This window comes from Microbacterium sp. NPDC055521, from assembly GCF_053619695.1.
The window spans coordinates 1-24,782 of sequence record NZ_JBSHJX010000012.1 but is presented as its reverse complement, the minus strand read 5'-3'; the positions used below and the strand labels follow the sequence as shown (position 1 = coordinate 24,782).

Genomic DNA, 24,782 nt, shown 5'->3' with positions numbered 1-24,782 from the left:
CCGGGACCGGGCATCCGACCGGGACCGGGCACCGATCACGAATCGGTAAACCCGCGTGGGACGGCGGCGGCGCGACCCTGCTCTGGCCTAGTCTGTAGCTCATGGCAGAGCGCACTGACGCCCTCGTGGTTGTCGAGAACGTCCAGAAGCACTACGGCGATTTCCACGCCCTCAAGGACATCGATCTGACGGTCGACCGTGGCGAGGTGGTCGTGGTCATCGGTCCCTCCGGGTCGGGCAAATCCACTCTGTGCCGCACGATCAACCGTCTCGAGACGATCACGAGCGGCGAGATCCGGATCGACGGCAAGACGCTACCCGCCGAGGGCAAGGGCCTCGCGAAGCTGCGTGCCGAGGTCGGCATGGTATTCCAGTCGTTCAACCTCTTCGCGCACCTCACCATCCTCGAGAACGTCACCCTCGGCCCGATCAAGGTGCTCGGCAAGAGCAAGGCCGAGGCCGAGAAGGAGGCCATGGCGCTGCTCGAACGCGTCGGCGTCGCGCAGCAGGCATCCAAGCTTCCCGCTCAGCTGTCCGGCGGCCAGCAGCAGCGCGTCGCGATCGCGCGCGCCCTCGCCATGCACCCGAAGGTGATGCTCTTCGACGAGCCGACCAGCGCCCTCGACCCCGAGATGATCAACGAGGTCCTCGACGTCATGGTGGGCCTCGCCAAGGACGGCATGACCATGATCGTGGTCACGCACGAGATGGGCTTCGCCCGCAAGGCCGCCAACCGCGTCGTCTTCATGGCCGACGGGCAGATCGTCGAAGAGGCGGCGCCCGAAGAGTTCTTCACGAACCCGAAGAGCAACCGCGCCAAGGACTTCCTCTCCAAACTCCTCACCCACTGACCCGCATCGATACGCAATCACAGCACAGAAGGAGACGCACATGCGACGCACACGAGCTCTCGCAGGGATCGGAATCGCCACGGCGGCGCTGCTGGCCCTCACCGGCTGCAACAGCGGCAGCCCCAGCAACCCGGGCGGCACCGACGCCGGTGACGGCGGCGACAAGCCGCTGTTCGAGGTCGCGAAGGACGTCAAGCTCGACGGCAGCCCCACGTTCGACAAGATCGAGAAGGCCGGCAAGGTCACCATCGGCGTCAAGGAGGACCAGCCCGGTCTCGGCTACCTCGACGCGACGACCGGTGAGCGCACCGGCTTCGACGTCGACATCGCGCGCTGGATCGCCGCCTCGCTCGGCTACGGCGAGGAGAAGATCGAGTTCAAGCCGATCGCGTCCGCGAACCGCGAGCAGGCGATCGTGAACGGCGACATCGACTACTACGTCGGCACCTATTCGATCAATGACAAGCGCAAGGAGCAGATCGACTTCGCCGGTCCCTACTTCATCACCGGCCAGGGCCTGCTCGTCGCGAAGGACGCACCGGAAGCCGACAAGCTCGAGGACTTCAACGGCAAGACCGTCTGCTCGGCGACCGGCTCCACCCCGATCCAGAACATCAAGGCGAACTTCCCCGAGATCAAGACGCAGGAGTACGACCTGTACTCCGCCTGCGTGCAGGACCTGATCGACGGCAAGGTCGACGCGGTGACCACCGACCAGGCGATCCTGATCGGCTACGCAGCCCAGTACCCGGACGAGGTCAAGGTCACCGGCGGACTGTTCACCGAGGAGCGCTACGGCGTCGGTCTCGCCAAGGGCGATGACGTGCTGCGCACGCACATCAACGACCTGTTCACCGACAACAACGACATCTGGCAGGCCATCTTCGACAAGAACCTCGGCGACTCGGGGATCAAGGTCGAGCAGCCTGAGGTCGACGCGTACTGATCACCTTCGGGGCGGCCCTGAATGCAGGGCCGCCCCGCACACATCCTGAGAAGGGAAGACGGCGTGGACGTCATCTTCGGAAACCTCGACCTCTGGGGTGGGGCGATCGCGAACACGCTGCTGGTGTTCTTCGTCGGCGGGCTGATCGCCCTCGTGCTCGGCATCATCGTCGGCGCGATGCGCGTCTCACCGGTGCCGATCGCCCGCGGCGTGGGCACGGCGTACGTGAACATCGTCCGCAACACCCCGCTCACGCTGGTCTTCTTCTTCTTCGTGTTCGGCTACCCGCAGCTCGGGCTTCCCGACCTGTCGAACACCGTGCTCGGCATCCTGGCCATCGGCATCTACACCGCCACCTATGTCGCCGAGGTGCTTCGAGCCGGTATCAACACCGTGCCGGTCGGCCAAGCCGAGGCCGCACGCGCGATCGGGCTCCCGTTCGGGCAGGTCATGACGCTGATCGTGCTTCCGCAGGCGTTCCGCTCGGTGGTCCCGCCCATGATGAGCGTCTTCATCGCGCTGCTCAAGAACACCACCGTCGCCGCCGGCTTCTCGATCGCCGAGCTCGCGGCGCTGCGCGCCACCATCAACGACGCGCCGGGGCGTCCGGGTAACCCGATGGAGGTCCTGCTCTGGGTCGCCGTCGTGTTCGTGGCGCTCGTGCTCGCGATGAGCGCGGTGCAGCGCCACCTCGAGAACAAGTGGAGGATCGCACGATGACCTCAGTGCTCTACGACGTCCCCGGCCCCCGGGCGATCGTTCGCAACCGCATCCTCGCCGTCATCACCATCCTCGTCGTGCTGGCCGCGATCGGCTTCGTCGTCTTCCGGATGTACACGACCGGCCAGTTCGAGCCGCAGAAGTGGTACGTCTTCACCTTCGCCAACGTCTGGAACGGCATCTTCGGAGCCCTGGGCAAGACACTCGGCGCCTTCGCGCTCGCAGCCGTGCTGAGTCTCATCCTCGGCTTCGTGCTCGCCATCGGCCGCCTCTCCGACCACGCCTGGGTGCGCATCCCGGTGGGTGTGATCATCGAGCTGTTCCGCGCCGTGCCGGTGCTCGTGTTCATGATGCTGCTGTACTACGGCCTGCCCGTCATCGGCGTCGACATGGACCCGTACTGGGCGGTCGTCATCGGCCTCACGGTCTACAACGGGTCCGTGCTGGCCGAGGCGCTGCGCGCCGGCATCGAGTCGCTGCCCAAGGGGCAGAAGGAGGCCGGCTACGCGATCGGCCTGCGCAAGAGCGGCGTCATGCGCCTCATCCTGCTGCCGCAGGCGGTGCGAGCCATGCTCCCGGTGATCGTCGCGCAGCTGGTCGTCACCCTCAAGGACACCGCGCTCGGCTTCATCATCACCTACCCCGAGCTGCTGTACTACGCGAAGCTGCTCAGCTCGCAGCAGGGCCGGCCCATCCTGCAGTCCGCGTTCGTCATCGGCGGCATCTACATCCTGCTCTGCCTCATCCTCGCCGGCGTGGCGAAGTGGGTCGAGGTCAAGACCCGGCACTCGCCGAAGCTGAAGGGCTACACCCCGGATGCCGGTGACGACCCCCGCATGCGCGACGAGTCGACGGTGACCGAGGTCATCGCCATGCAGAAGGGCGCAGGGCGCTTCGATTCGACGCAGATCTGACACCCGCCTCATCGACGAAGGCGTCCCCGATCGGGGGCGCCTTCCTCGTTCCCCGCGGACGGGTCGGCCGCTGGGGCGCCGGTAGACTCTTCTCTCGTGTCAGAGTCTCCTGAAATCACTCCCGAAGCGGTCGAGGCCGCGGTCGAGGCGGCGCTGGCCGCGATCGCCGCTTCCGCCGACACCGCCGCGCTGAAGCAGGCCCGCCACGACCACGTCGCCGAGGGCTCGCCGCTGGCCGTCCTGAACGCGTCGATGCGTCAGGTCGCTCCCGAGCACAAGGCGACGTTCGGCAAGCTCATCGGGCAGGGCCGGGGCCGCGTGACCCAGGCTCTCGCCGCGAAGGAGACCGAACTCGCCGAGGCCGAGACCGCTGCTCGCCTCGAGGCCGAGCGCGTCGACATCACCGCCATCGCGTCGCGCTCCCGCGTCGGTGCGCGACACCCGCTGCCGCTCATGCAGGAGCAGATCAGCGACATCTTCGTCGGCATGGGGTGGGAGGTCGCAGAGGGACCCGAGCTCGAGCACGAGTGGTTCAACTTCGACGCGCTGAACTTCGACGAGGATCACCCCGCCCGCCAGGAGCAGGACACCTTCTACGTCGACCCGACCTCGCGCCACCTCGTGATGCGCACGCACACCAGCCCCGTGCAGGTGCGCTCGATGCTCGACCGCGAGGTCCCCATCTACGTGCTGTGTCCCGGCCGGGTCTACCGCACCGACGAGTTCGACGCGACCCACCTGCCGGTGTTCACCCAGGTCGAGGGTCTCGTCGTCGACAAGGGCATCACGATGGCGCACCTGAAGGGCACGCTCGACCACCTGGCGAAGCAGCTGTTCGGCGCTGAGGCGAAGACGCGTCTGCGCACCAACTACTTCCCGTTCACCGAGCCCTCCGCGGAATTCGACCTGTGGCACCCGACCTTCACGGGCGGCGCGCGCTGGATCGAATGGGGCGGCTGCGGCATGGTCAACCCGAACGTGCTGCGGGCGGCGGGGATCGACCCCGAGGTGTACAGCGGGTTCGCATTCGGCATCGGCGTCGAGCGGGCCCTGATGTTCCGCAGCGACGTGAAGGACATGCGCGACATGGCAGAGGGCGATGTGCGCTTCAGCGAGCAGTTCGGGATGGTGGTGTGATGCGCGTTCCGATCTCGTGGCTGCGCGAGTACGTCGATGTGGCACCGGAGGCCACGGCTGAGGACGTTCTGGCCTCGTTCGTGTCGGTCGGCTTCGAAGAGGAGGACATCCACCACTTCGAGATCTCAGGCCCCGTCGTCGTCGGGCAGGTGCTCTCGGTCGAGCCCGAGCCGCAGAAGAACGGCAAGACGATCAACTGGTGCCAGGTCGACGTCGGCGAGGCCGAGCCGCGCGGCATCGTCTGCGGTGCGCACAACTTCGTCGTCGGCGACAAGGTCGTGGTGAGCCTCCCCGGCGCCGTGCTGCCCGGGCCCTTCCCGATCTCGGCGCGCAAGACCTACGGCCACGTCTCCGACGGCATGATCGCCTCGGCCCGCGAGCTGGGTCTCGGTGACGAGCACGACGGCATCATCGTGCTCTCGACGCTCGGTCTCGACCCTGAGGTCGGGACGGATGCCATCGCTCTGCTGCACCTCGACGACTTCGCCGTCGACGTCAACGTCACGCCCGACCGCGGCTACGCGTTCTCGCTGCGTGGCCTCGCCCGCGAGTATTCGCACGCCACCGGCGGAGAGTTCCGGGATCCGGCCGAGCGCGACTTCGCAGAGCTGCAGCCCGGATCAGGGTTCGAGATCCGCGTGGACGACGCGGCACCCATCCGCGGAGCTGTGGGAGCCGCGGAGTTCGTCGCGCGTGTCGTTCGCGATGTCGACCCGTCGCGCCCCACTCCGCCGTGGATGATCGCGCGGCTGGCGCTCGCCGGCATGCGCACGCTGGGCATCCTCATCGACATCACCAACTACGTGATGCTCGAACTCGGCAACCCGATCCACGGGTACGACCTCGACAAGCTGCAGGGCGGCATCGTCGTGCGACGTGCGACCGACGGCGAGCGGATGACCACGCTCGACGGCCAGGACCGTGCCCTGCACGTCGAGGATCTGCTGATCACCGACGGCTCCGGGCCGATCGGTCTCGCCGGCGTGATGGGCGGCGGCGCCACCGAGATGAGCGAGGCGACCCGCAACGTGCTCATCGAGGCGGCCACCTTCGACCCGGTCACCATCGCCCGTACGGCTCGCCGGCACAAGCTGCCCAGCGAGGCGTCGAAGCGCTTCGAGCGCGGCGTCGACCCGCTGATCCCGTTCGTGGCCGCCCGCCGCGTGGCCGACCTGATGGTCGAGCTCGCCGGGGGACGGCTGACCGACGAGGGCGGCGCCCTCTACACCGAGGTCGAGATCGCGGGCATCGACCTGCCCCGCGGCTTCACGCAGGGCGTCGTCGGCGTCGACTACACCGATGAGGAGATCGTCGGCGCGCTCGAGATGATCGGCGCCGAGGTCGCGGAGGCCGACGGCGGATGGTTCGTCATCCCACCGAGCTGGCGACGCGACCTGACCGACAAGTGGACGCTCGTCGAGGAGATCGCGCGGATCCACGGGCTGGACCGCATCCCGTCGATCCTGCCGACCCCGCCGTCCGGCCGCGGGTACACGGCGCTGCAGCAGGGCCGCAAGCGGGTGGCGGACGCCCTCGCCGCGGCAGGTTTCGTCGAGACCCCCTCGTTCCCGTTCACGACCGAAGAGTACAACGACTTGCACGGCTCGGCCACCGGAGCGCACCTTCCCAGCATCCGCCTCGCCAACCCGCTCGACGGTCAGGCGCCGTTCCTGCGCCGCTCGCTGGTGCCGGGCCTGCTGCAGACCGCGCACCGCAACATCTCGCGCGGACTCGTCGACCTGGCGCTGTTCGAGGTCGGCTCGGTGTTCGCGCCCGAGGAGGGCGTCACGTACGGCACCGAGGTCATCCCGCCGCTGGGAGAGCGCCCCTCCGACGAGACGCTCGCCGAGCTCAACGCGTCGATCCCGCCGCAGCCGCGCCTGGTCTCGGCTGTGCTGACGGGGAACATCACCTCTCGGCAGCCGGGTCGCGCCGCCGAGCACGTCGATCTGTCCGATGCACTCGACGCGGTCCGCGTGATCGCGGTCGCCGCGGGCGTCGAGATCGACGTCGCCCAGACCGAGCGTGCAGCACTGCACCCGGGCCGCGCCGGTGCGCTGAGCGTGGGCGGCGAGCAGATCGGGTACGTCGGCGAGCTGCATCCGCAGGTGTCGGCCGACGCTGATCTGCCCGGGCGCGCGTACGTGCTCGAGCTCGATCTCGACCGGGTGCTGACTCTCGCCGGTCACCGCGTCGTGGCCGAGTCGCTGTCGACGTTCCCCGCCGCGACGCAGGACGTCTCTCTCGTGGTCGGCGTCGAGGTCCCGGCCGCCGAGGTCCGCGCCGCGCTCGTCGAGGGCGCCGGCGCTCTGCTCGAGTCCGCACGACTCGTCGACGACTACCGCGGTGACGGGCTGGCCGAGGGGCGGAAGAGCCTCAGCTTCGCGCTGCGGTTCCGGGCATCCGACCGCACCCTCACCGCGGCTGAGGCGACCGAGGCGAAGCTCGCCGGTGTCGCCGTCGCGGCCGAGCGGTTCGGTGCGAGCATCCGCGACTGATCTTGCTGCCGCAGCCCTCCTGAGCCGATCGGCTCAGGAGGGCTGCTCCGTTCTCGTCTGCGCGGCGTCCGGTCTGCTCTGAGCGGAATCGCTTCCCCTCATCGGATGACAGTGCTGTCATGGCCGCATGACTCAGGTGCTCGTGCTCGGTGGAACAGGGTGGCTCTCGGGGCGGATCGCGCGACGGTGGCGGGATGCCGGCGCCGACGTGACCTGTCTGGCACGGGGCGCGCGACCGGCGCCCGAGGGCACCACCCTGCTCCACGGTGATCGCGACGACCCGCATGTGTTCGACGAGCTGCACGGCCGGGAGTGGGACGAGGTCGTCGACATCTCCTCCCGCGCCGACCACACAGCGATGGCCGTCGACGCGCTGGGCGACCGCGCCGCGCACTGGACGTACGTGTCGTCGATGTCGGTGTACTCCGACGACGTCACCGAGGGGCTCGACGAGTCGGGCGCCAGGCACACGCCCGCCCAGCCCGGTGACGAGTACGACTACGCGGCCCAGAAGGTCGCGGCTGAGGACGCGGTGATCACGATCGCCGAGCGGGCGCTCATCGTGCGCCCCGGACTCATCGTCGGCGCGGGCGATCCCAGCGACCGCTTCGGGTACTGGGCGACCGCGTTCGCGCGAGCGGGCATCGAACCCGTGCTCGTGCCCGAGCTGGCCGGACGCTCCGCTCAGGTCATCGACGTCGACGACCTCGCCGCCTTCCTCACCGCCGGGCTGCGCCACGGCATCGTCAACGCGATCGGAGACGTGCATCCCCTCGTCGAGCTGCTCAGCGGCATCCGCGCCGCCGCCGGCCACTCCGGGGAGCTGCTCGAGGCGAGCGACGAGTGGCTCGAGGCGCACGGCGTGCAGTACTGGATGGGGGAGCGGTCGCTGCCGCTCTGGCTGCCCGCTGACATGACCGGGTTCATGCGCCGCGACAACAGCGCGTACCGCGCGGCAGGCGGATCGTTCCGCCCGCTGGAGAAGACGATCCGCGTTGTGCTCGATGATGAGCGCGCCCGCGGACTCGAGCGCGAGCGGCGCGCGGGGCTCCGTCGCGACGACGAACTCGCGCTCATCGACCGGCTGACGTCTTCCTGACACGGGGCGGGATGAGCGGCGCCGGCCGACCGCCTCGCTAGACTCTCCCGCAGTGACACGGGGTGCCGCATCCGCGGCTGAGAACACACCCGTCGAACCTGATCTAGTTCGTACTAGCGAAGGGATGTCGCCCATGAGCGATCGCCTCTGCCCATCCACCCGTATCCCGGCGGCCGCCGCCGCGCTGCTCGCCCGCGTGCGGCACGCTCCGCCGCTCACGCACTGCGTCACGAATGCGGTCGTCACCGGATTCACGGCGAATGTCCTCCTCGCCACCGGCGCGTCGCCCGCAATGGTCGACATCGTCGGAGAGGCCGGGATGTTCGTCCGAATCGCCTCGGGGCTGCTGATCAATCTCGGCACTCCGTCGCCCGAGCAGCGTGCGGCGAGCCTCGAAGCCGTCGCCGGCGCGACCGACGCAGGCACGCCGTGGGTCCTCGACCCGGTCGCCGTCGGCGCCCTCCCGGTGCGCACCGCACTCGCGGTCGAGCTGGTGGGCATGCGCCCGACGGCGGTGCGCGGCAACGCCAGCGAGATCCTCGCGCTGGCCGGCGCCGGTGCGGGCGGGCGAGGGGTGGATGCCGTGGATGCTCCGGATGCCGCGCTCGACGCGGCTCGCGCCCTGGCCGCGCGATCCGGTGCGGTGGTCGCCGTATCCGGACCGGTGGATCTGCTCACCGACGGCGAGCGCGTGATCCGCATCGCGAACGGCGACGCCCTCCTCACCAGGGTGACCGGCGGCGGCTGCGCCCTGGGCGCGCTCATGGCCGCCTTCCTCGGCGCCGCCCGCCACACCGACGCGGATGCGCTGGACGCAGTGGCCGGGGCGACCCTCGTGTACACGCTCGCGGCCGAGCACGCCGCCCGTGTCGCCGACGGCCCCGGAAGCTTCGCCGTGGGACTGCTCGACGCCCTCGCCGGGATCGACCAGACCGACATCACCGCCGAGGCACGTGTCGACGAGCAGGGCGCGCCTGTCGAGGAGGGCGCAAGATGAACCGCGATCTGTCGATCCACCTGGTCACCGATCCCGAGCTGTGCGGCGACCGCGGCGTCGTCGACACCGTCCGCGAGGCCGTCGCGGGCGGGGTGAGCGTCGTCCAGCTGCGCGACAAGAACGCCTCGGATGAATCGGTCGTCGAGCAGCTCGTCGTTCTCAGCGACGTGCTCGCCGGGCGGGCGCTGCTCGTCGTCGACGATCGCGTCGAGGTCGCGCTCGAGGCGCGGCGGCGCGGCGCGCGAGTCGATGGAGTGCACGTCGGGCAGTCGGACATGCCGGTCGCCGAGGCCCGGCGCCTGCTCGGACCCGACGCCCTGATCGGCCTCACCGCGAACACACCGGCCCACCTCGACGCCGTGCGCGCCCTGCCGAACGGCACCGTCGACTACGTCGGCATCGGAGTGATCCGGCCCACCAGCACCAAGGCGAATCACCCGCCCGCTCTCGGAATCGACGGATTGCGCGCGCTCGCCGCCGAGAGCCCGGTGCCGGTCGTCGCGATCGGAGGCATCCGGATCGACGACGCCGCGGCGCTGCGCGAGGCGGGGGCCGCAGGGATCGCGGTCGTCTCCGCCATCTGCGCCGCACCCGATGCCCGCCGGGCGGCGCGGGACTTCCGGCGTCACTGGGCGGCGCGCACCACCCCGCGTGTGCTCAGCATCGCGGGCAGCGACCCGTCCGGCGGTGCGGGGATCCAGGCCGATCTCAAATCGATCGCCGCGCACGGCGGATACGGGATGGCCGCAGTGACCGCCCTGACCGTGCAGAACACCCGCGGCGTGCACGATGTGCACGTGCCGCCGGCCGCGTTCCTGCGCGCGCAGCTGAACGCCCTCTCGGACGACATCGCGATCGACGCGGTGAAGATCGGGATGCTGGCGGATGCCGAGATCATCGATACCGTCGCCGACTGGCTGCAGGCGCACCGCCCCGCGACGGTCGTGCTCGACCCCGTGATGGTCGCCACCAGCGGGGACCGTCTGCTCGACGCGCGGGCCGAGACCGCACTGCGCGGACTCGCCGCCCTTGCAGACGTGATCACGCCGAATCTCGACGAGCTCGCCATGCTGGCCGGGCGGGGGATCCGCGGCTGGGACGATGCACTCGACGCCGCGCAGCAGCTGTCGACCGAGACGGGAGCACTCGTGCTCGCGAAGGGCGGTCACCTCGGCGGCCCGACGGCGCCGGACGCCCTCGTCGGGCCCGACGGGATCATCGCCGCGTTCGATGGTCCCCGCATCGACACGACCAGCACGCACGGCACCGGATGCTCGCTCTCGTCGGCGCTCGCCGCTCTGCACGCGACGGGGCGGGACTGGCCGGATGCCCTGCGCGAGGCTCGCGCCTGGCTGCGGGAATCGCTGCGCGCGGCCGACACCCTGGTGGTGGGGCGCGGACACGGACCCGTGAATCACTTTGCCGGACTGTGGCAGCGCGGCGGTCTGGGCACCCGCCCGACAGCCGAGGAGATCCGCGACGACTGGTGGCGCAGCGTCGCCACGGTTCGACAGGGCATCGACTCGCTGCCGTTCATCTGCGCGCTCGCCGACGGCTCGCTCGATCGCGAACGGTTCGTCGTCTACCTCGCGCAGGACGCCCTGTACCTGCGGGAGTACTCCCGCGTGCTCGCAGAAGCCGCCCGTCTGGCGCCCACGCCGGCCGAGCAGGCGTTCTGGGCGGCCTCGGCCCAGGGGTGCATCGTCGGCGAGCTCGAGCTGCACGCGTCGTGGCTGACGCCCCGCACCGGCGTCAGCGCGCAGACGTTCGCCGCCGAGCCCAGTGCGGTGACCACCGCCTACCTCGACCACCTGCGCGCGGCGGCGTTCTCGGGCGACTACGCGACCCTGATCGCCGCGGTGCTTCCCTGCTTCTGGCTGTACACCGACCTCGGCACGCGGCTGCACGCGGGGGAGCTCGGCTCGCAGGCGCTCGATCCCCGGCATCCGTACGCGTCATGGCTGGCGACCTACGCCGACCCCGGCTTCGCCGAAGCGAACGAGCGCGCCATCGGCTTCGTCACCGCCGCGGCGGCGAGTGCCGACGACCGACTCAGCCAGCGCATGCACCGTGCGTTCGTCGTCTCGTCGGAGCACGAGCGGGCGTTCTTCGACATCCGCTGACGACGGGTCGCCGAGGGCGCGGATTTGCGGATGCCGAGCCCTCGGCGATACCTTCGCCGCATGCCCCCGGTCGCACAGCCCTCGCAGACGCTCGTCTTCAGCGTCGCTCCTGCGCGACGACGCCGCCGCGACGGCCGCCGACTCTAGGCGACCCCCGCGCTCTCCGCCCTTCGACAGGCTCAGGGGCCCATATCGGGAGAGAGCCGGTGTCGCCGCCCCGGCCCACCCAGCGCTCGCAACCCGCGCCATCGTCGGGGCCGACCGAGCACCGACCGTTAAGGTAGAAGCATGACGTACTCCGTCGCCGTCTCCGGCGCATCCGGCTATGCGGGAGGCGAGATCCTGCGGCTTCTCGCCGCCCATCCCGACATCGAGATCCGCACCGTGACCGCGCACTCCAACGCCGGTCAGCCCCTCATCGATCACCAGCCGCACCTGCGCTCCCTCGCGCATCTGACGCTGCAGGACACCACACCCGAGATCCTCTCCGGACACGACGTCGTCTTCCTCGCCCTGCCGCACGGTCAGTCGGGGCAGTACACGGATGCCCTGGGCGACGCGCCCCTCATCATCGACGCCGGCGCCGACCACCGGCTGACCTCGCAGAACGCATGGGATGCCTTCTACGGTGGTACCTTCCACGAGCCGTGGGCCTACGGTGTTCCCGAGCTGCTCACCGCCGCCGGCAAGCAGCGCGAGAACCTGCGCGGCGCCCGCCGGATCGCCGCGCCGGGCTGCAACGCCTCCACGGTGAGCCTCAGCCTCGCGCCCGGCGTCGCGGCCGGAGTGATCGACCCGTCCGACATCGTCAGCGTGCTCGCCGTCGGTCCGTCCGGTGCGGGGAAGAGCCTGAAGACCAATCTGCTGGGCAGTGAGATCCTCGGCACGGCGAACCCGTACGCAGTCGGCGGCACGCACCGGCACATCCCCGAGATCCGTCAGGCGCTGGCCGCCCTTCGGCAGGCTCAGGGGCCCGATGGGGCGCAGGCCGAGCACATCCGCATCTCGTTCACTCCCGTGATCGTGCCGATGGCCAGGGGCATCCTCGCCACCTCCACCGCGCCGATCATCGCGACCGCCACCGATGCTCAGATCCGCGACGCGTGGCAGAGCGCGTACGGCGATGAGACGTTCGTGCAGCTGCTTCCCGAAGGCCGCTTCCCCCGCACCGGCGACGTCATCGGCGCGAACACCGCGCTGATGGGCCTCGCCATCGACCGCGCGGCGAACCGGGTGACCGTCGTCACCGCCGTCGACAACCTCATCAAGGGCACGGCCGGCGCCGCCGTGCAGTCCATGAACATCGCGCTCGGTCTGCCCGAAGGCCGCGCCCTCACCGTGAACGGAGTCGCGCCGTGAGCGTCACCGCCCCCCAGGGATTCGAAGCATCCGGAGTTGCCGCAGGCCTGAAAAGCACCGGCAAGCCCGACGTCGCCGTGGTCGTCAACCGCGGCCCCCGCAAGATCGGCGCCGCCGTCTTCACCACCAACCGGGCGAAGGCGAACCCGATCATCTGGTCGCAGCAGGTCATCGCCGATCGCGTGGTCGAGGCCGTCGTGCTCAACTCCGGCGGGGCCAACTGCTTCACCGGCGCCTTCGGCTTCCAGACCACCCACCTCACCGCCGAGAAGACAGCCGAGCTGCTCGGAGTCAGCGCGGGCGACGTGCTCGTGTGCTCGACCGGCCTCATCGGCACCGGCGACGAGGTGTTCCGCGGGAAAGTGCTCGACGGCGTCGAGCGCGGAATCGAGGCGCTCACCGCCGACGGCGGCGACGATGCGGCGGCGGCCATCATGACGACCGACAGCGTGCCGAAGACCGCCGTGGTCACCCGCGACGGCTGGACCATCGGCGGCATGGCCAAGGGCGCGGGCATGCTCGCACCGGGACTCGCGACCATGCTCGTCGTGCTCACCACCGACGCCGACCTCGAGGCATCCGAGGCCGACGCAGCGCTGCGCAGGGCCACCGCCGTCAGCTTCGACCGCCTCGACTCGGACGGATGCATGTCGACCAACGATCAGGTCACGCTGCTCGCGAACGCCGCCAGCGGCATCCGTCCCGATCTTGATGGGTTCGCCGCCGCGCTCACCGAGCTGTGCCGCGATCTCGCCGGGCAGCTGCAGGCCGACGCCGAAGGCGCGAGCCACAGCATCGCGATCGAGGTGAAGAACGCCGTCACCGAGACCGAGGCCGTCGAGGTCGGCCGGTCGGTCGCGCGGAACAACCTGTTCAAAGCGGCGATCTTCGGCAACGACCCGAACTGGGGTCGGGTGCTCGCCGCGATCGGCACCACCTCCGCCCAGTTCGACCCGTACGACGTCGACGTGTCGATGAACGGCGTGCGCGTGTGCACCGCGGGCGGCCCGGATCGCCCCCGCGAGGAGGTCGACCTGACGCCACGCGAGGTGCACATCGAGATCGACCTGAAGGTGGGCGACGCCACGGCCACCATCCTCACCAACGACCTGACGCACGACTACGTGCACGAGAACAGCGCCTACGCCTCATGACAGACATCCAGGACACCCCGCCCGAAGAGGCGGCCGTCAAGGCCGCCACGCTCATCGAGTCGCTGCCGTGGCTGAAGAAGTTCCGCGATCAGATCGTCGTCGTGAAATACGGCGGCAACGCGATGGTCTCCGACGAGCTGCAGGAGGCATTCGCGCAGGACATCGCCTACCTGCGCTACGTCGGTGTACAGCCCGTCGTCGTGCACGGCGGCGGCCCGCAGATCTCGAACATGCTCGATCGGCTCGCCATCCCGAGTGAGTTCAAGGGCGGCTACCGGGTCACCAACACCGAGGCGATCAGCGTGGTGCGCATGGTGCTCACCGGGCAGGTGAACCCGCAGCTCGTCGCGAAGATCAACTCGCACGGGCCGATCGCCACCGGGCTCAGCGGCGAGGACGCCGGTCTGTTCGGCGGTCGTCGTCGTGGCGTCATGATCGACGGCGAAGAGGTCGACCTCGGCCGCGTCGGCGACGTCGTGCAGGTCGATCCCACGCCCGTCCTGGATCATCTCTCCGCCGGGCGCATCCCGGTCGTCTCGTCGATCGCCCCCGATCTCGACCACCCCGGCCAGTCGCTGAACGTGAACGCGGATGCCGCGGCATCCGCCCTGGCCGTCGCGCTCGACGCCCGCAAGCTGGTGATCCTCACCGACGTGCCGGGTCTCTACGCGGACTGGCCGAACCGCGACTCCCTCGTCTCGCACCTCACCTCGAGCGCGCTGGCCGACATGCTGCCGACGCTCGAGTCCGGAATGATCCCGAAGATGCGGGCGTGCCTCGACGCCGTCGAGGGCGGCGTCGACGCCGCCGCGATCATCGACGGCCGGGTGCCGCACTCGGTGCTCGTCGAGCTGTTCACGAGCAAGGGAATCGGCACGGAGGTGGTCAAGGATGTCTGACTGGAACGATGACGCCGCACGCGATCTGATGAGCCTGGGCGGGCGCCTCGCGCTGCTGACCCGAGGTGAGGGCTCGTGGGTGTGGGATGCCGATGAGAACCGCTACCTGGACTTCCTCGGCGGCATCGCGGTGAACTGCCTCGGGCACGCGCACCCGGTCTTCGTCGACGCCGTCTCACGGCAGGCGGCGACGCTGTCGCACGTGTCGAACTACTTCGCGTCACCGGCTCAGCTGGAGATCGCCGCCCGGCTGAAGCGTCTCGCCGGCACCGGCGAGCAGGGGCGGGTGTACCTCGCCAACTCCGGCGCCGAGGCGAACGAGACGGCCATCAAGCTGTCGCGACTGCACGGCGCGCGCTTCACCGAGACCGAGGGCAGGGCCCGCACGACCATCCTCGTGGTCGAGGGCGCCTTCCACGGGCGCACGATGGGCACGCTGTCGCTGACGCCGAAGGCCGCGTATCGCGACCCGTTCCAGCCCGCGATCCCCGATGTGGTGACCATCGAGCGCTCCATAGAGAGCCTCGAGTCGGCGTTCTCGTCGCACGCCGTCGCGGCGATGATCGTCGAGCCCATCCAGGGCGAAGCCGGCGTCGTCGAGCTGCCGACGGGTTTCCTCGCCCGTGCCCGCGCGCTCGCCACCGAGAACGACGCGCTGCTGATCCTCGACGAGGTGCAGACCGGCTCGGGCCGCACCGGAGAGTGGTTCGCGTTCCAGCGCGAGGGCATCACGCCGGATGCCGTGACCGTGGCCAAGAGCATCGGGGCGGGGTTCCCGCTCGGCGCGCTCATCACATTCGGCGGGGCCAGCGACCTGTTCTACCCCGGCACTCACAACTCGACCTTCGGCGGCAACCCGCTCGCGAGCGCCGTGGCCAATGCCGTGCTCGGACACATCGAGAGCGAGAACCTGCTCGAGAACGTCACCGCGCGCGGAGCCGAGCTGCGCGACGCTGTGTCCTCGCTGCCCCTGGTCGCCGGCACCACGGGGGCGGGACTGCTCATCGGCATCCGGCTCACCGCACCGGTCGCCGCCGAGGTCCGCGCGGCGGCGCACGAGCGCGGACTCATCGTGAACGCGCCCACGGCCGACGTCATCCGCATCGCCCCCGCCTACACGATCGGCGATGACGAGGTCGTCGCGTTCGTCACGCGCTTCACCGCCGCGCTCGCGGCCGTCGCCGAGACGGTTCAGGCACACACCGCAACGACCCCCACGGAGGCTTCCGCATGACCCGCCACCTGCTGCGTGACGACGACCTGACCCCCGCCGAGCAGGCGGAGATCCTCGACCTGGCTCTCGAGCTCAAGAAGGACCGCTGGGCGAACAAGGCGCTCGCCGGCCCGCAGACGGTCGCGGTGATCTTCGACAAGTCGTCGACTCGCACCCGCGTCTCGTTCGCGGTGGGCATCGCCGACCTGGGCGGATCGCCGCTGATCATCTCCACGGCGAACAGCCAGCTCGGCGGCAAGGAGACACCCGCCGACACCGCGCGCGTGCTCGAGCGCCAGGTCGCGGCCATCGTGTGGCGCACCTACGCCCAGGCAGGCCTGGAGGCGATGGCGCGCGGCACCCGGGTGCCGGTCATCAACGCGCTGTCCGACGACTTCCACCCCTGTCAGCTGCTGGCCGACCTGCTCACGATCCGGGAGCACAAGGGCGACCTGAAGGGGCTCACCCTGTCGTTCTTCGGCGACGGGCGCAGCAACATGGCGCACTCGTACGTGCTCGCCGGGGTGACCGCAGGGATGCACGTGCGCATCGCTTCGCCCGAGGCCTACGCCCCTCGCGCCGACGTGGTCGCTGCGGCCGAGGCCCGCGCGGCGCAGAGCGGCGGCTCCCTCAGTCTGGTCTCCGACCCGCGCGAGGCCGCCGTCGGCGCCGACGTGGTCGTCACCGACACCTGGGTGTCGATGGGCAAGGAGGAGGAGAAGATCGAGCGGCTGCGCGATCTCGGCGGGTACAAGGTCACCACCGAGATCATGGCGCAGGCGGCACCGGATGCCATCTTCATCCACTGCCTGCCTGCCGACCGCGGCTACGAGGTCGACTCCGAGGTGATCGACGGCCCGCAGAGCGTCGTCTGGGATGAGGCGGAGAACCGTCTGCACGCCCAGAAGGCTCTGCTCGTGTGGCTGCTCGGCAAGCAGGAGGCAGCGGCATGAGCGGCAACGGCACGAACGACGGCGCACTCTGGGGTGCACGCTTCGCCGGGGGTCCCTCGCCGGAGCTCGCCGAGCTGAGCAGGTCGACGCACTTCGACTGGATCCTCGCCCCGTACGACATCGCCGGCTCGCACGCGCACGCCACGGCTCTGGAGGCCGCGGGATACCTCGAGGCCGACGAGGCCCGCATCATGCACGAGGGACTCGATGCCCTCGCCGCGCGGATCGCCGACGGCACGCTGCTGCCCGACCCGGGTGACGAAGACGTGCACGGCGCCCTCGAGAAGGCGCTCATCGCCGAGGTCGGCGCCGAGATCGGCGGGCGTCTGCGCGCCGGTCGCAGTCGCAACGATCAGATCGCGTCGCTCGTGCGCATGTACCTCATCGACCATGCCCGGATCATCGCGAGGCACCTGCTGCGCGTGATCGACGCGCTGGTCGCTCAGGCCGAAGCGCATCCCGGCGCGATCCTGCCGGGGCGCACGCACCTGCAGCACGCGCAGCCGGTGCTGCTGGCCCATCACCTGCAGGCGCACGCCTGGCCCCTCGTGCGCGAGCTCGAGCGGCTCGTCGACTGGCGGCGTCGCGCCGGAGTCTCGCCGTACGGTGGCGGAGCGCTCGCGGGCTCGACACTGGGCCTCGATCCGGCTCTCGTGGCACGTGAGCTCGGGCTCGACCGTCCGGCTGAGAACTCGCTCGACGGCACCTCGGCCCGCGATGTCGTGGCGGAGTTCGCCTTCATCGCCGCGATGACCGGCATCGACCTGTCCAGGCTCAGCGAGGAGATCATCCTCTGGAACACCCGCGAGTTCGGCTTCGTCACGCTCGATGACGCGTACTCGACCGGGTCGAGCATCATGCCGCAGAAGAAGAACCCCGACATCGCCGAGCTCGCCCGGGGCAAGTCGGGCCGGCTGATCGGCAACCTGTCCGGGCTGCTGGCGACGCTCAAGGGCCTGCCGCTCGCGTACAACCGCGACCTGCAGGAGGACAAGGAGCCGGTCTTCGACTCGGTGCAGACGCTCGAGGTGGTGCTGCCCGCGTTCGCCGGCATGATCGCCACGCTGCGTTTCGACGCCGAGCGGATGGCGGCCCTCGCGCCCCAGGGCTTCTCGCTCGCGACGGATGTCGCGGAATGGCTGGTCAAGCGCCGGGTGCCGTTCCGGGACGCCCACGAGATCTCGGGTGCGCTGGTGCGCGCGTGCGAGGAGCGGGGCATCGGCCTCGAGGATGCGGATGAGGAGCTGCTGCGCTCGGTGTCCGGTCACCTGACTGCCGAGGTGCGCGAGGTGCTGTCGATCGAGGGATCGGTGGCATCGCGCTCGGGTGTCGGCGGCACGGCTCCGGACCGCGTGACCGAGCAGCGCGCCGAGCTCGTCGCGCGGGCGCAGGCCGCCGCGCACGCCCTCGGCCTCTGACCTTCGGCATCTTCGATGCTGATGAACCGAGAACATCAGCAATTGACTTATTACTTCGGGATATCAGTGATAACCTTATGCCATGGTGATCGCAGTCACGGCCGACATCATCGGATCCCGGCAGCTCGATGACCGCGTCGGGGCGCAGCGGCACTTCGACGCGGCGATCGCTCGCGTGCAGCGCGATCTTCCTCTGACCGCGCAGCCGCTCCGGCCCACGGTCGGCGATGAGCAGCAGGGCGTGTATCCCACGCTGGATGCGGCCCTGGCCGCACTGCTGCTGATCCGTCTCGCGCTGCCGGACGGCGTCGAGTTCCGTTTCGGGCTGGGCGTCGGCGATGTGGGGCGCATCCCTTCGACCGCGTCGCGCGAGGGCATCTCCGACGGGCCGGGCTGGTGGGCCGCGCGCAGCGCCATCGAGCACGTGCAGGCGCTGCAGAGGCGCGCGGCGCCCGAAGCGCGCAGCTGGATCGTCGTGCATGAGAGCGCGCGGATGCCTCCGGAGCAGGTGCGGTGGGCGAACGCCTACCTGCTGGCACGGGACGAACTCGTCGGCGCGATGCGGGAGCGCCTGCGCCGGCTGACCTACGGCCGCTGCCTCGGCCGCACCCAGCGTGAGCTCGCCGAGCAGGAGGGGATCACGCAGTCCGCGGTGTCGCAGGCGCTGACGGCCGCCGGGTCGGCAGCCGTGGTGGAGGGATTCCGGCTGCTCGATATCGACTGACGGGCGGGCTCAGCCCAGGCTGAGGCGCAGGATCAGTCCGATCGCGCCCGCCCAGAGCAGGCTGGCGAGGGTGCCGATGATGAATCGCTCCCGGGCCTCGGCCTCGGCCAGCTCGGGGAAGCGGCCGATGCCCTTCACCGCGATGATCGCCGCGATCGCCTCGGGGAACCCGACGGCGATGGCGAGCACGGTGCAGATCCGCTCGAGGTAGCCGATCACCGTGCCCCCGCGCATGAGCGTCCGCGCGTGGGCAGGATCAGCGTGCTGCGCCGCGATGATGAGGATGCCGCCGTCTTCGGTCTCCCGCACACGCTTGCCCGTGGCGATGTCCAGCGCCCGCCGAGTGAACGGGTTGCCTCCGAGGGTCGCGGCGCCGATGCCGACCACCGTCATCGGCATACCGATCGCGGGCAGCGCGATCGGGCGGATGACGATGACGGTGGTCACCGCAGCCACGAGCAGCACGGCGCACAGCACCATCGTCGCCGTCGACGGCCTGCGCACGCCGAGCACCGAGAACACGAGCACGACGAGCAGCACGACGACGATCATCGCCGAGAGCACGGTGGAGGTGAGGGGATCGACCGGCGACATGTCGACAGCATCGCACGGGCGTCCGACACCCGGCGGGGTCGGGGCGCGTGTCGTGCGCTGATAGCCTGGAACGCGTGTCGAATCCCGCTCTGACGACCGCCCCCGTGGCGCTCGACCCCACCTTTGAGAACGTGTGGGACGAGCTGCTGTGGCGCGGCCTCGTCCACGTGTCCACCGATCAGGAGGCGCTGCGCGACCTTCTCGCCGGGGACCCGATCACCTATTACTGCGGATTCGACCCGACGGCGCCGAGCCTGCACCTGGGCAACCTGGTGCAGCTGCTCACCCTGCGCCGCATCCAGCTCGCCGGCCACAAGCCGCTCGGTCTCGTCGGCGGCTCGACGGGGCTGATCGGCGACCCGCGACCCACGGCCGAGCGCACGCTCAACACGCGTGAGACGGTCGAGGAGTGGGTGCAGCGGCTGCGCGCGCAGGTCGAGCGCTTCCTCAGCTTCGAGGGCGAGAACGCCGCCCGCATGGTGAACAACCTCGACTGGACGGCGCCGATGAGCGCCATCGACTTCCTGCGCGAGATCGGCAAGCACTACCGCGTCGGCACGATGCTCAAGAAGGACGCCGTGGCAGCGCGGCTGAACTCGGATGCCGGCATCAGCTACACCGAGTTCAGCTACCAGATCCTGCAGGGCATGGACTTCCTCGAGCTGTACCGCTCGTACGACTGCGTGCTGCAGACCGGTGGCAGCGACCAGTGGGGCAACCTCACCAGCGGAACCGACCTCATCCACCGTGTCGAGGGCGTCTCGGCGCACGCCATCGGCACGCCGCTGATCACCAACAGCGACGGCACGAAGTTCGGCAAGAGCGAGGGCAACGCGGTCTGGCTCGACGCCGACATGTGCAGCCCATACCGGATGTACCAGTTCTGGCTCGGCACCGCCGACGCAGACGTGATCGAGCGGCTCAAGGTCTTCACGTTCCTGACTCGCGCCGAGATCGAGGAGTACGCCGCTCTCGTCGAGAGCGAGCCGTTCCGCCGAGCGGCGCAGAAGCGTCTCGCCCTCGAGGTGTGCGTCACGGTGCACGGCATCGAGGCGACGGCCGCGGTGATCGCGGCGTCGGAGGCGCTGTTCGGGCAGGGCGACCTGAGCCAGCTCGATCCGGCGACCCTGCGCACGGCTCTCGGCGAGCTGCCGAACGCGACCGTGCCGGCCGGAGCATCCGTGGTCGAGGCGCTCGTCGCGACCGGTCTGGTCGCCAGTGCGTCCGAGGCGAGACGCGCCATCTCGCAGGGCGGCGTCATGCTCGACGGCGCGAAGGTCGTCGACGACGAGACCGTCGTCCAGGGCACGCTGCCCGGCGGCGTCTCGGTGCTGCGCCGCGGAAAGAAGACCCTCGCGGGCGTCTTCGTGAACTGAGCCCGTTCGGCGTGGTGACCCAGCTCGGCGGCGGGGGCCTGCAGTAGCATCGGACAGCTGACGCTGTCCGCAAGCACTCGAGGAGCTGGTCCCCTTGCCCAAGGAAGCACATGTCCGCCGTACCGTCCCGCGCCGCGCCACCCGCCGGCTGCAGGTCGATGACGTTCTGGTCGTCCGCAAGAGCCGTCTGAGAACGGCGATCTCCGGTACCGTCGTCGGCAACTTCATGGAGTGGTTCGACTTCGGGGTCTACGGCTACCTCGCCGTCACGCTCGCCGTCGTCTTCACCGGCGACCTGCCGGGCGCGTGGGGGCTGCTGATCACCCTGCTCGGCTTCGCGATCTCGTTCCTCGTGCGACCGCTGGGCGGGCTCGTGCTCGGGCCGCTGGGCGATCGGATCGGCCGTCAGCGCGTGCTGTTCGTCACGATGGCGATGATGGCGGCGGCGACCGGTCTCATCGGCGTGCTGCCCACCTCGGCGCAGATCGGGCTGTGGGCGATCATCCCGCTGTACCTGCTGAAGATGGTGCAGGGCTTCTCGACCGGAGGCGAGTACGCCGGTGCGACCACCTACGTCTCGGAGTTCTCACCCGACCGCAGCCGCGGTTACTGGTCGTCGTTCCTGGACGTCGGCTCATACGTCGGCTTCGCGGCCGGAGCCAGCGTCGTGGCGCTGACCACCTGGATCACCGAGAGCCTGTCCGGCCCCGACGCCATGACCGAGTACGGCTGGCGCATTCCGTTCCTCATCGCCATCCCGCTCGGTGCGGTCGCGATCTGGTTCCGGCTGCGCATTCCCGAGACCCCTGCCTACGAAGCGGAGGAGAGCGCCGGGCTCACCCGCACCGACGCCGACGACCCGTTGGCGCGCCAGGGGATCGCGGGCATCTTCCGCCACTACTGGCGTCAGATCCTCATCGGCGTCGCCCTCGTCTCGGCGACGAACACCGCCGGGTACGCCCTCACCAGCTACATGCCGACGTACCTCGAGAAGGAAGTGGGCGTGTCGAACCTCATGGCCGCGCTCGCCACCGTGCCGGTGCTCGTCGTGATGAGCGCGTGCCTGCCGTTGATCGGGCGACTGTCCGACCGCATCGGCCGACGGCCGGTGTACGGCATCGCCGTCGGGTCGACGATCCTGCTCATGGTGCCCGCGTTCGCGGTCATGCAGATCGGCGAGGAGTGGGCCGTCATGATCGCACTCGCCATGGTCGCCATCCCGGTGGCGTTCTATGTGGCGATCTCGGCCTCTGCGCTGCCGGCGCTCTTCCCGACGGCGTCGCGGTTCGGCGCGATGGCCATCGCGTACAACCTCGCCGTGTCGCTGTTCGGCGGCACGACGCCGCTGTTCAGTCAGGCGCTGATCGAGCTGACCGGGAACGTGTACATGCCCGCGTTCTACATCATGTTCTTCGCGGCACTGGGCGGCATCGCGCTGCTGAGCATGCGCGAGACCGCGCAGCGGCCGCTGCTGGGTTCGGTGCCGACGGTCGAGAGCGTGGCGGAGGCGGAGGAGCTCGTGGCGGGGCAGGACGAGAACCCGTTCATCGACACCCGCACGATGCCCCTCGCCGTGGTCGGCGCCGAGACCGACGGCGCCGACGCACGCGAGCGGCCGATCGACGTCTGAGCCACGCCCCGACCGGAGGCCGCATGCCGTTCACGCCCAGTCACGCCGTCGTGGCGCTGCCGCTGCTGCGCACACGGCTGGTGCCGGCCGCCCTCGCGATCGGGGCGATGACACCCGACCTGCCGCTGTTCACCCGCGGCCTCGGCCCGGGATACCTGTTCACGCACTCGGCGGCGAACGTCGCGTACACCGCGCTGCTCGCGCTCGTGCTGCTGCTGATCTGGCGGGTGGTGCTGCGGCCAGGGCTCGTCGCCCTCGCACCGGCCGTCCTCGCGCGGCGCCTGCCGGCGGAGTGGGCGCTCTCCGGGCCGGCGACAGCACGGGATGCGCTCCGCGGGCGCGGGGGCCGGGCCGGGCCGTGGCTGCTCGCGGCGTCACTCGTGCTCGGAGTGCTCTCGCACATCGGCTGGGACCTGTTCACCCACGACGGGCGCTGGGGCGTCGAGGCGCTCCCCGCGCTGCAGCAGATGTGGGGACCGATGCCGGGATACAAGTGGCTGCAGCACGGCTCGAGCGTCATCGGGCTGCTGCTGCTCGCCGGGTTCGCGCTGCAGTGGCTGCGCAAGCGCCCGGCGAGACCGCTGCCGCACCGCGCCCCCGGGTGGCTGCGGTGGCTGTGGATGCTGGCGCTGCCCGCCCTGCTCGGCGTCGCGTGGATGCTCGGGTCGGCGGCATCCGGGCCCGACGTCACGCTGCAGCAGCTGGCCTATCGCACCCTGCCTGCCGCATCCGGGCTGTGGGGAGCGCTGACACTCGGACTGTGCGTTCTGGTCGTCACCATTCGGCGAGGTCTCCGCCCCACGGCCGAGGGGGCGCGAACCACTCCGGCGACCCGGGCCAGCGCACCGCCGGAGCGACAGTGGTGACGACGTGGCCGGCCACATCGAAGTCCTGCGTGAGCACCGCGGGGGGCGCCGGCACCATCGGATGCTCGCCGCGCGGCATTCCGAGCAGCTCCGCTGCCACTCGCCGCAGAGAAGTGCCCACGTGCCAGCCGCCGCCTCTCCGTGCGCGCCGATGCAGGGCGTCGACGATCGCGGCGGCGAGCAGATAGCCGGCGGAATGATCCAGCACCTGAGCGGGCAGGGCGCCGGGCGTGGATCCGTCGGCCGATTCGAGCCACGAGATGCCGGATTCGGCCTGCACCAGACTGTCGAAACCGCGCGGTGAGTCCTCACCCGGCCACGCGCTCAGCTGGGCGATGACGAGGTGCGGATGCCGTTCGGCGAGCAGCTCGGCTGACAGACCGAGCCGGCGCATCGCCGTCGGCCGGTAGCCGAGCACGACGACGTCGGCATCGGCGAGCAGCCGGTGGAGGCGGGACGCTTCCAGCACCCCGTCGAGCAGCGCGGAGCGCTTGCCGTGCCCGGTGTCGAAGTGCTGCCAGTCGGGTTCGGGAATGCGTGGCGGATCGAGACGCAGCACGTCCGCTCCCGCGAAGGCGAGCGTGCGGGTGGCGACGGGGCCGGCGATCACCCGCGTGAGGTCGAGCACGCGCACACCGGCCAGGGGAGCGGTCATCGAGTCGGACGGCAGTAGACGCGCGGGGGAGTCCGCGATGCGACGCACCTGCACGAGCGGATGCTCTCGAAGCATCGAGTCACGCTGCGGATCCTCGCGGTGCACGACCACGCACAGTCCGCCCGCCCCGATGATGTCTCGGCCGGCTTCGTGGGCCGCCATGGTCGCCAGCCTGGTGGAGACATCCTCCGGCGAGGCGTCCGGCGGCAGCCCGAGGCCGGCCCGGAGCGCGGATGCGTGATGAGGATAGTTGCCGTGGGTGCGGACCCAGCCATCGGCCGTGCGCCAGAACCGCGACAGAGGCGACCACACGTCGGGCGCCTCGCCGTCGACGAGCAGGTGCCGGTCGCTGCGATAGGCGGCCGCGATCCTGTCGGGGTCGGGCGGGGCGACGTCATCGGGGGAGAGCGCCGCGCCCACGGCGCAGACACTCCGCCACGCGAGCTCAGCCGCCGCCAGCCGGGAGGACAGCGGCACGGGATGCCGGGGTGCCATCTGCTGCATAGGCCGACACTACGCCCGGAAATCCCGGCGAACACGGGCGATCCGGTTGGTCGGGTGCGGTGCGACACGCCCGGGGGTGGGTGGTGATTTGCCGGATGCGTGGGATCGGCGTAACTTATTACTTGTTCGCCCCAAGCGGTTGAGCGGAAGGC

At 70.2% G+C, this 24,782-nt stretch carries 21 protein-coding genes and 1 riboswitch; of the genes, 19 read left to right on the top strand and 2 right to left on the bottom strand.

Translation table 11 applies throughout. The annotated features are described in order from the left end of the window. Positions 1-101: 101 nt before the first annotated feature. From ACWGSM_RS11520 to ACWGSM_RS11445, 16 genes are all read left to right on the top strand, one after another. A complete protein-coding gene (locus ACWGSM_RS11520; RefSeq protein ID WP_452323060.1) occupies positions 102-851 on the top strand; it encodes an amino acid ABC transporter ATP-binding protein in 750 nt (249 codons plus the stop codon). Positions 852-891: 40 nt separating this feature from the next. Beyond that, on the top strand, positions 892-1,797 hold the full coding sequence (locus ACWGSM_RS11515) for a glutamate ABC transporter substrate-binding protein (protein WP_452323059.1): 906 nt from the start codon (positions 892-894) through the stop codon (positions 1,795-1,797). Positions 1,798-1,860: 63 nt separating this feature from the next. Next, positions 1,861-2,517, top strand: coding sequence for an amino acid ABC transporter permease (locus ACWGSM_RS11510; protein WP_452323058.1), 657 nt, complete (start codon positions 1,861-1,863; stop codon positions 2,515-2,517). Beyond that, positions 2,514-3,431 carry an amino acid ABC transporter permease gene (locus ACWGSM_RS11505; RefSeq protein WP_452323057.1) on the top strand — a complete coding sequence of 306 codons (918 nt, stop codon included), beginning with the start codon at positions 2,514-2,516 and terminating at the stop codon, positions 3,429-3,431. Before ACWGSM_RS11510 ends, ACWGSM_RS11505 begins: the two co-directional genes overlap by 4 nt. Positions 3,432-3,527: 96 nt before the next feature. After that, positions 3,528-4,568 (top strand): phenylalanine--tRNA ligase subunit alpha, encoded by a 1,041-nt coding sequence (gene pheS, locus ACWGSM_RS11500; RefSeq protein ID WP_452323056.1) that lies wholly within the window; start codon positions 3,528-3,530, stop codon positions 4,566-4,568. Beyond that, positions 4,568-7,066, top strand: a complete 2,499-nt coding sequence (pheT, locus tag ACWGSM_RS11495) for a phenylalanine--tRNA ligase subunit beta (protein WP_452323055.1) — start codon at positions 4,568-4,570, stop codon at positions 7,064-7,066. The genes pheS and pheT overlap by 1 nt, the downstream gene beginning before the upstream one ends. Positions 7,067-7,193: 127 nt before the next feature. Then, a complete protein-coding gene (locus tag ACWGSM_RS11490; RefSeq protein ID WP_452323054.1) occupies positions 7,194-8,165 on the top strand; it encodes an NAD-dependent epimerase/dehydratase family protein in 972 nt (323 codons plus the stop codon). 48 nt (positions 8,166-8,213) lie between these two features. Further along, a riboswitch (TPP riboswitch) is annotated at positions 8,214-8,307 on the top strand. Next, positions 8,299-9,162, top strand: a complete 864-nt coding sequence (gene thiM / locus ACWGSM_RS11485; RefSeq protein ID WP_452323053.1) for a hydroxyethylthiazole kinase — start codon at positions 8,299-8,301, stop codon at positions 9,160-9,162. (Overlaps the previous riboswitch by 9 nt.) After that, complete coding sequence (locus ACWGSM_RS11480) at positions 9,159-11,285, top strand: bifunctional hydroxymethylpyrimidine kinase/phosphomethylpyrimidine kinase (RefSeq protein ID WP_452323052.1); 2,127 nt, start codon at positions 9,159-9,161, stop codon at positions 11,283-11,285. The genes thiM and ACWGSM_RS11480 overlap by 4 nt, the downstream gene beginning before the upstream one ends. 288 nt (positions 11,286-11,573) lie before the next feature. After that, complete coding sequence (argC, locus tag ACWGSM_RS11475) at positions 11,574-12,644, top strand: N-acetyl-gamma-glutamyl-phosphate reductase (protein WP_452323051.1); 1,071 nt, start codon at positions 11,574-11,576, stop codon at positions 12,642-12,644. Continuing rightward, on the top strand, positions 12,641-13,798 hold the full coding sequence (argJ, locus tag ACWGSM_RS11470; RefSeq protein WP_452323050.1) for a bifunctional glutamate N-acetyltransferase/amino-acid acetyltransferase ArgJ: 1,158 nt from the start codon (positions 12,641-12,643) through the stop codon (positions 13,796-13,798). Before argC ends, argJ begins: the two co-directional genes overlap by 4 nt. Beyond that, a complete protein-coding gene (argB, locus tag ACWGSM_RS11465; RefSeq protein WP_452323049.1) occupies positions 13,795-14,697 on the top strand; it encodes an acetylglutamate kinase in 903 nt (300 codons plus the stop codon). Before argJ ends, argB begins: the two co-directional genes overlap by 4 nt. Beyond that, the gene (locus ACWGSM_RS11460) at positions 14,690-15,931 is read left to right on the top strand and encodes an acetylornithine transaminase (RefSeq protein ID WP_452323048.1); all 1,242 of its coding nucleotides are present in this window, start codon (positions 14,690-14,692) and stop codon (positions 15,929-15,931) included. Before argB ends, ACWGSM_RS11460 begins: the two co-directional genes overlap by 8 nt. Continuing rightward, entirely contained in the window at positions 15,928-16,863 is a 936-nt protein-coding gene (gene argF / locus ACWGSM_RS11455; RefSeq protein WP_452323047.1) for an ornithine carbamoyltransferase, read from the top strand. The genes ACWGSM_RS11460 and argF overlap by 4 nt, the downstream gene beginning before the upstream one ends. Then, positions 16,860-18,281 (top strand): argininosuccinate lyase, encoded by a 1,422-nt coding sequence (gene argH, locus ACWGSM_RS11450; protein ID WP_452323046.1) that lies wholly within the window; start codon positions 16,860-16,862, stop codon positions 18,279-18,281. Before argF ends, argH begins: the two co-directional genes overlap by 4 nt. 82 nt (positions 18,282-18,363) lie before the next feature. Continuing rightward, positions 18,364-19,005, top strand: coding sequence for a SatD family protein (locus tag ACWGSM_RS11445; protein ID WP_452323045.1), 642 nt, complete (start codon positions 18,364-18,366; stop codon positions 19,003-19,005). A 9-nt stretch (positions 19,006-19,014) separates the two neighbouring features. On the opposite strand, the gene ACWGSM_RS11440 is transcribed toward ACWGSM_RS11445, so the two are convergent. After that, the gene (locus ACWGSM_RS11440; RefSeq protein ID WP_452323044.1) at positions 19,015-19,599 is read right to left on the bottom strand and encodes a hypothetical protein; all 585 of its coding nucleotides are present in this window, start codon (positions 19,597-19,599) and stop codon (positions 19,015-19,017) included. 74 nt (positions 19,600-19,673) lie between these two features. Here ACWGSM_RS11440 and tyrS point away from each other — a divergent pair, with 74 nt between their 5' ends. The 3 genes from tyrS (at position 19,674) to ACWGSM_RS11425 (ending at position 23,471) form a co-directional block, all read left to right on the top strand. After that, complete coding sequence (gene tyrS, locus ACWGSM_RS11435; RefSeq protein WP_452323043.1) at positions 19,674-20,975, top strand: tyrosine--tRNA ligase; 1,302 nt, start codon at positions 19,674-19,676, stop codon at positions 20,973-20,975. A 94-nt stretch (positions 20,976-21,069) separates the two neighbouring features. Beyond that, positions 21,070-22,605 carry an MFS transporter gene (locus ACWGSM_RS11430; RefSeq protein WP_452323042.1) on the top strand — a complete coding sequence of 512 codons (1,536 nt, stop codon included), beginning with the start codon at positions 21,070-21,072 and terminating at the stop codon, positions 22,603-22,605. Positions 22,606-22,628: 23 nt separating this feature from the next. Then, the gene (locus tag ACWGSM_RS11425; protein WP_452323041.1) at positions 22,629-23,471 is read left to right on the top strand and encodes a DUF4184 family protein; all 843 of its coding nucleotides are present in this window, start codon (positions 22,629-22,631) and stop codon (positions 23,469-23,471) included. Here the strand turns inward: ACWGSM_RS11425 and ACWGSM_RS11420 are convergent. Next, on the bottom strand, positions 23,380-24,630 hold the full coding sequence (locus ACWGSM_RS11420; RefSeq protein ID WP_452323040.1) for a CoA transferase: 1,251 nt from the start codon (positions 24,628-24,630) through the stop codon (positions 23,380-23,382). The two genes, ACWGSM_RS11425 and ACWGSM_RS11420, sit on opposite strands and share 92 nt — an antisense overlap. Between the last annotated feature and the right edge of the window lie 152 nt (positions 24,631-24,782).

Bases quoted from the DNA above. Each gene is read 5' to 3' on its own strand.
- ACWGSM_RS11520 (WP_452323060.1), top strand. From the start codon at position 102: ATGGCAGAGCGCACTGACGCCCTCGTGGTTGTCGAGAACGTCCAGAAG.
- ACWGSM_RS11515 (WP_452323059.1), top strand. From the start codon at position 892: ATGCGACGCACACGAGCTCTCGCAGGGATCGGAATCGCCACGGCGGCG.
- ACWGSM_RS11505 (WP_452323057.1), top strand. From the start codon at position 2,514: ATGACCTCAGTGCTCTACGACGTCCCCGGCCCCCGGGCGATCGTTCGC.
- pheT (WP_452323055.1), top strand. From the start codon at position 4,568: ATGCGCGTTCCGATCTCGTGGCTGCGCGAGTACGTCGATGTGGCACCG.
- ACWGSM_RS11490 (WP_452323054.1), top strand. From the start codon at position 7,194: ATGACTCAGGTGCTCGTGCTCGGTGGAACAGGGTGGCTCTCGGGGCGG.
- thiM (WP_452323053.1), top strand. From the start codon at position 8,299: ATGAGCGATCGCCTCTGCCCATCCACCCGTATCCCGGCGGCCGCCGCC.
- ACWGSM_RS11480 (WP_452323052.1), top strand. From the start codon at position 9,159: ATGAACCGCGATCTGTCGATCCACCTGGTCACCGATCCCGAGCTGTGC.
- argC (WP_452323051.1), top strand. From the start codon at position 11,574: ATGACGTACTCCGTCGCCGTCTCCGGCGCATCCGGCTATGCGGGAGGC.
- argB (WP_452323049.1), top strand. From the start codon at position 13,795: ATGACAGACATCCAGGACACCCCGCCCGAAGAGGCGGCCGTCAAGGCC.
- ACWGSM_RS11460 (WP_452323048.1), top strand. From the start codon at position 14,690: ATGTCTGACTGGAACGATGACGCCGCACGCGATCTGATGAGCCTGGGC.
- argF (WP_452323047.1), top strand. From the start codon at position 15,928: ATGACCCGCCACCTGCTGCGTGACGACGACCTGACCCCCGCCGAGCAG.
- argH (WP_452323046.1), top strand. From the start codon at position 16,860: ATGAGCGGCAACGGCACGAACGACGGCGCACTCTGGGGTGCACGCTTC.
- ACWGSM_RS11445 (WP_452323045.1), top strand. From the start codon at position 18,364: ATGGTGATCGCAGTCACGGCCGACATCATCGGATCCCGGCAGCTCGAT.
- ACWGSM_RS11440 (WP_452323044.1), bottom strand. From the start codon at position 19,599: ATGTCGCCGGTCGATCCCCTCACCTCCACCGTGCTCTCGGCGATGATC.
- ACWGSM_RS11425 (WP_452323041.1), top strand. From the start codon at position 22,629: ATGCCGTTCACGCCCAGTCACGCCGTCGTGGCGCTGCCGCTGCTGCGC.
- ACWGSM_RS11420 (WP_452323040.1), bottom strand. From the start codon at position 24,630: ATGCAGCAGATGGCACCCCGGCATCCCGTGCCGCTGTCCTCCCGGCTG.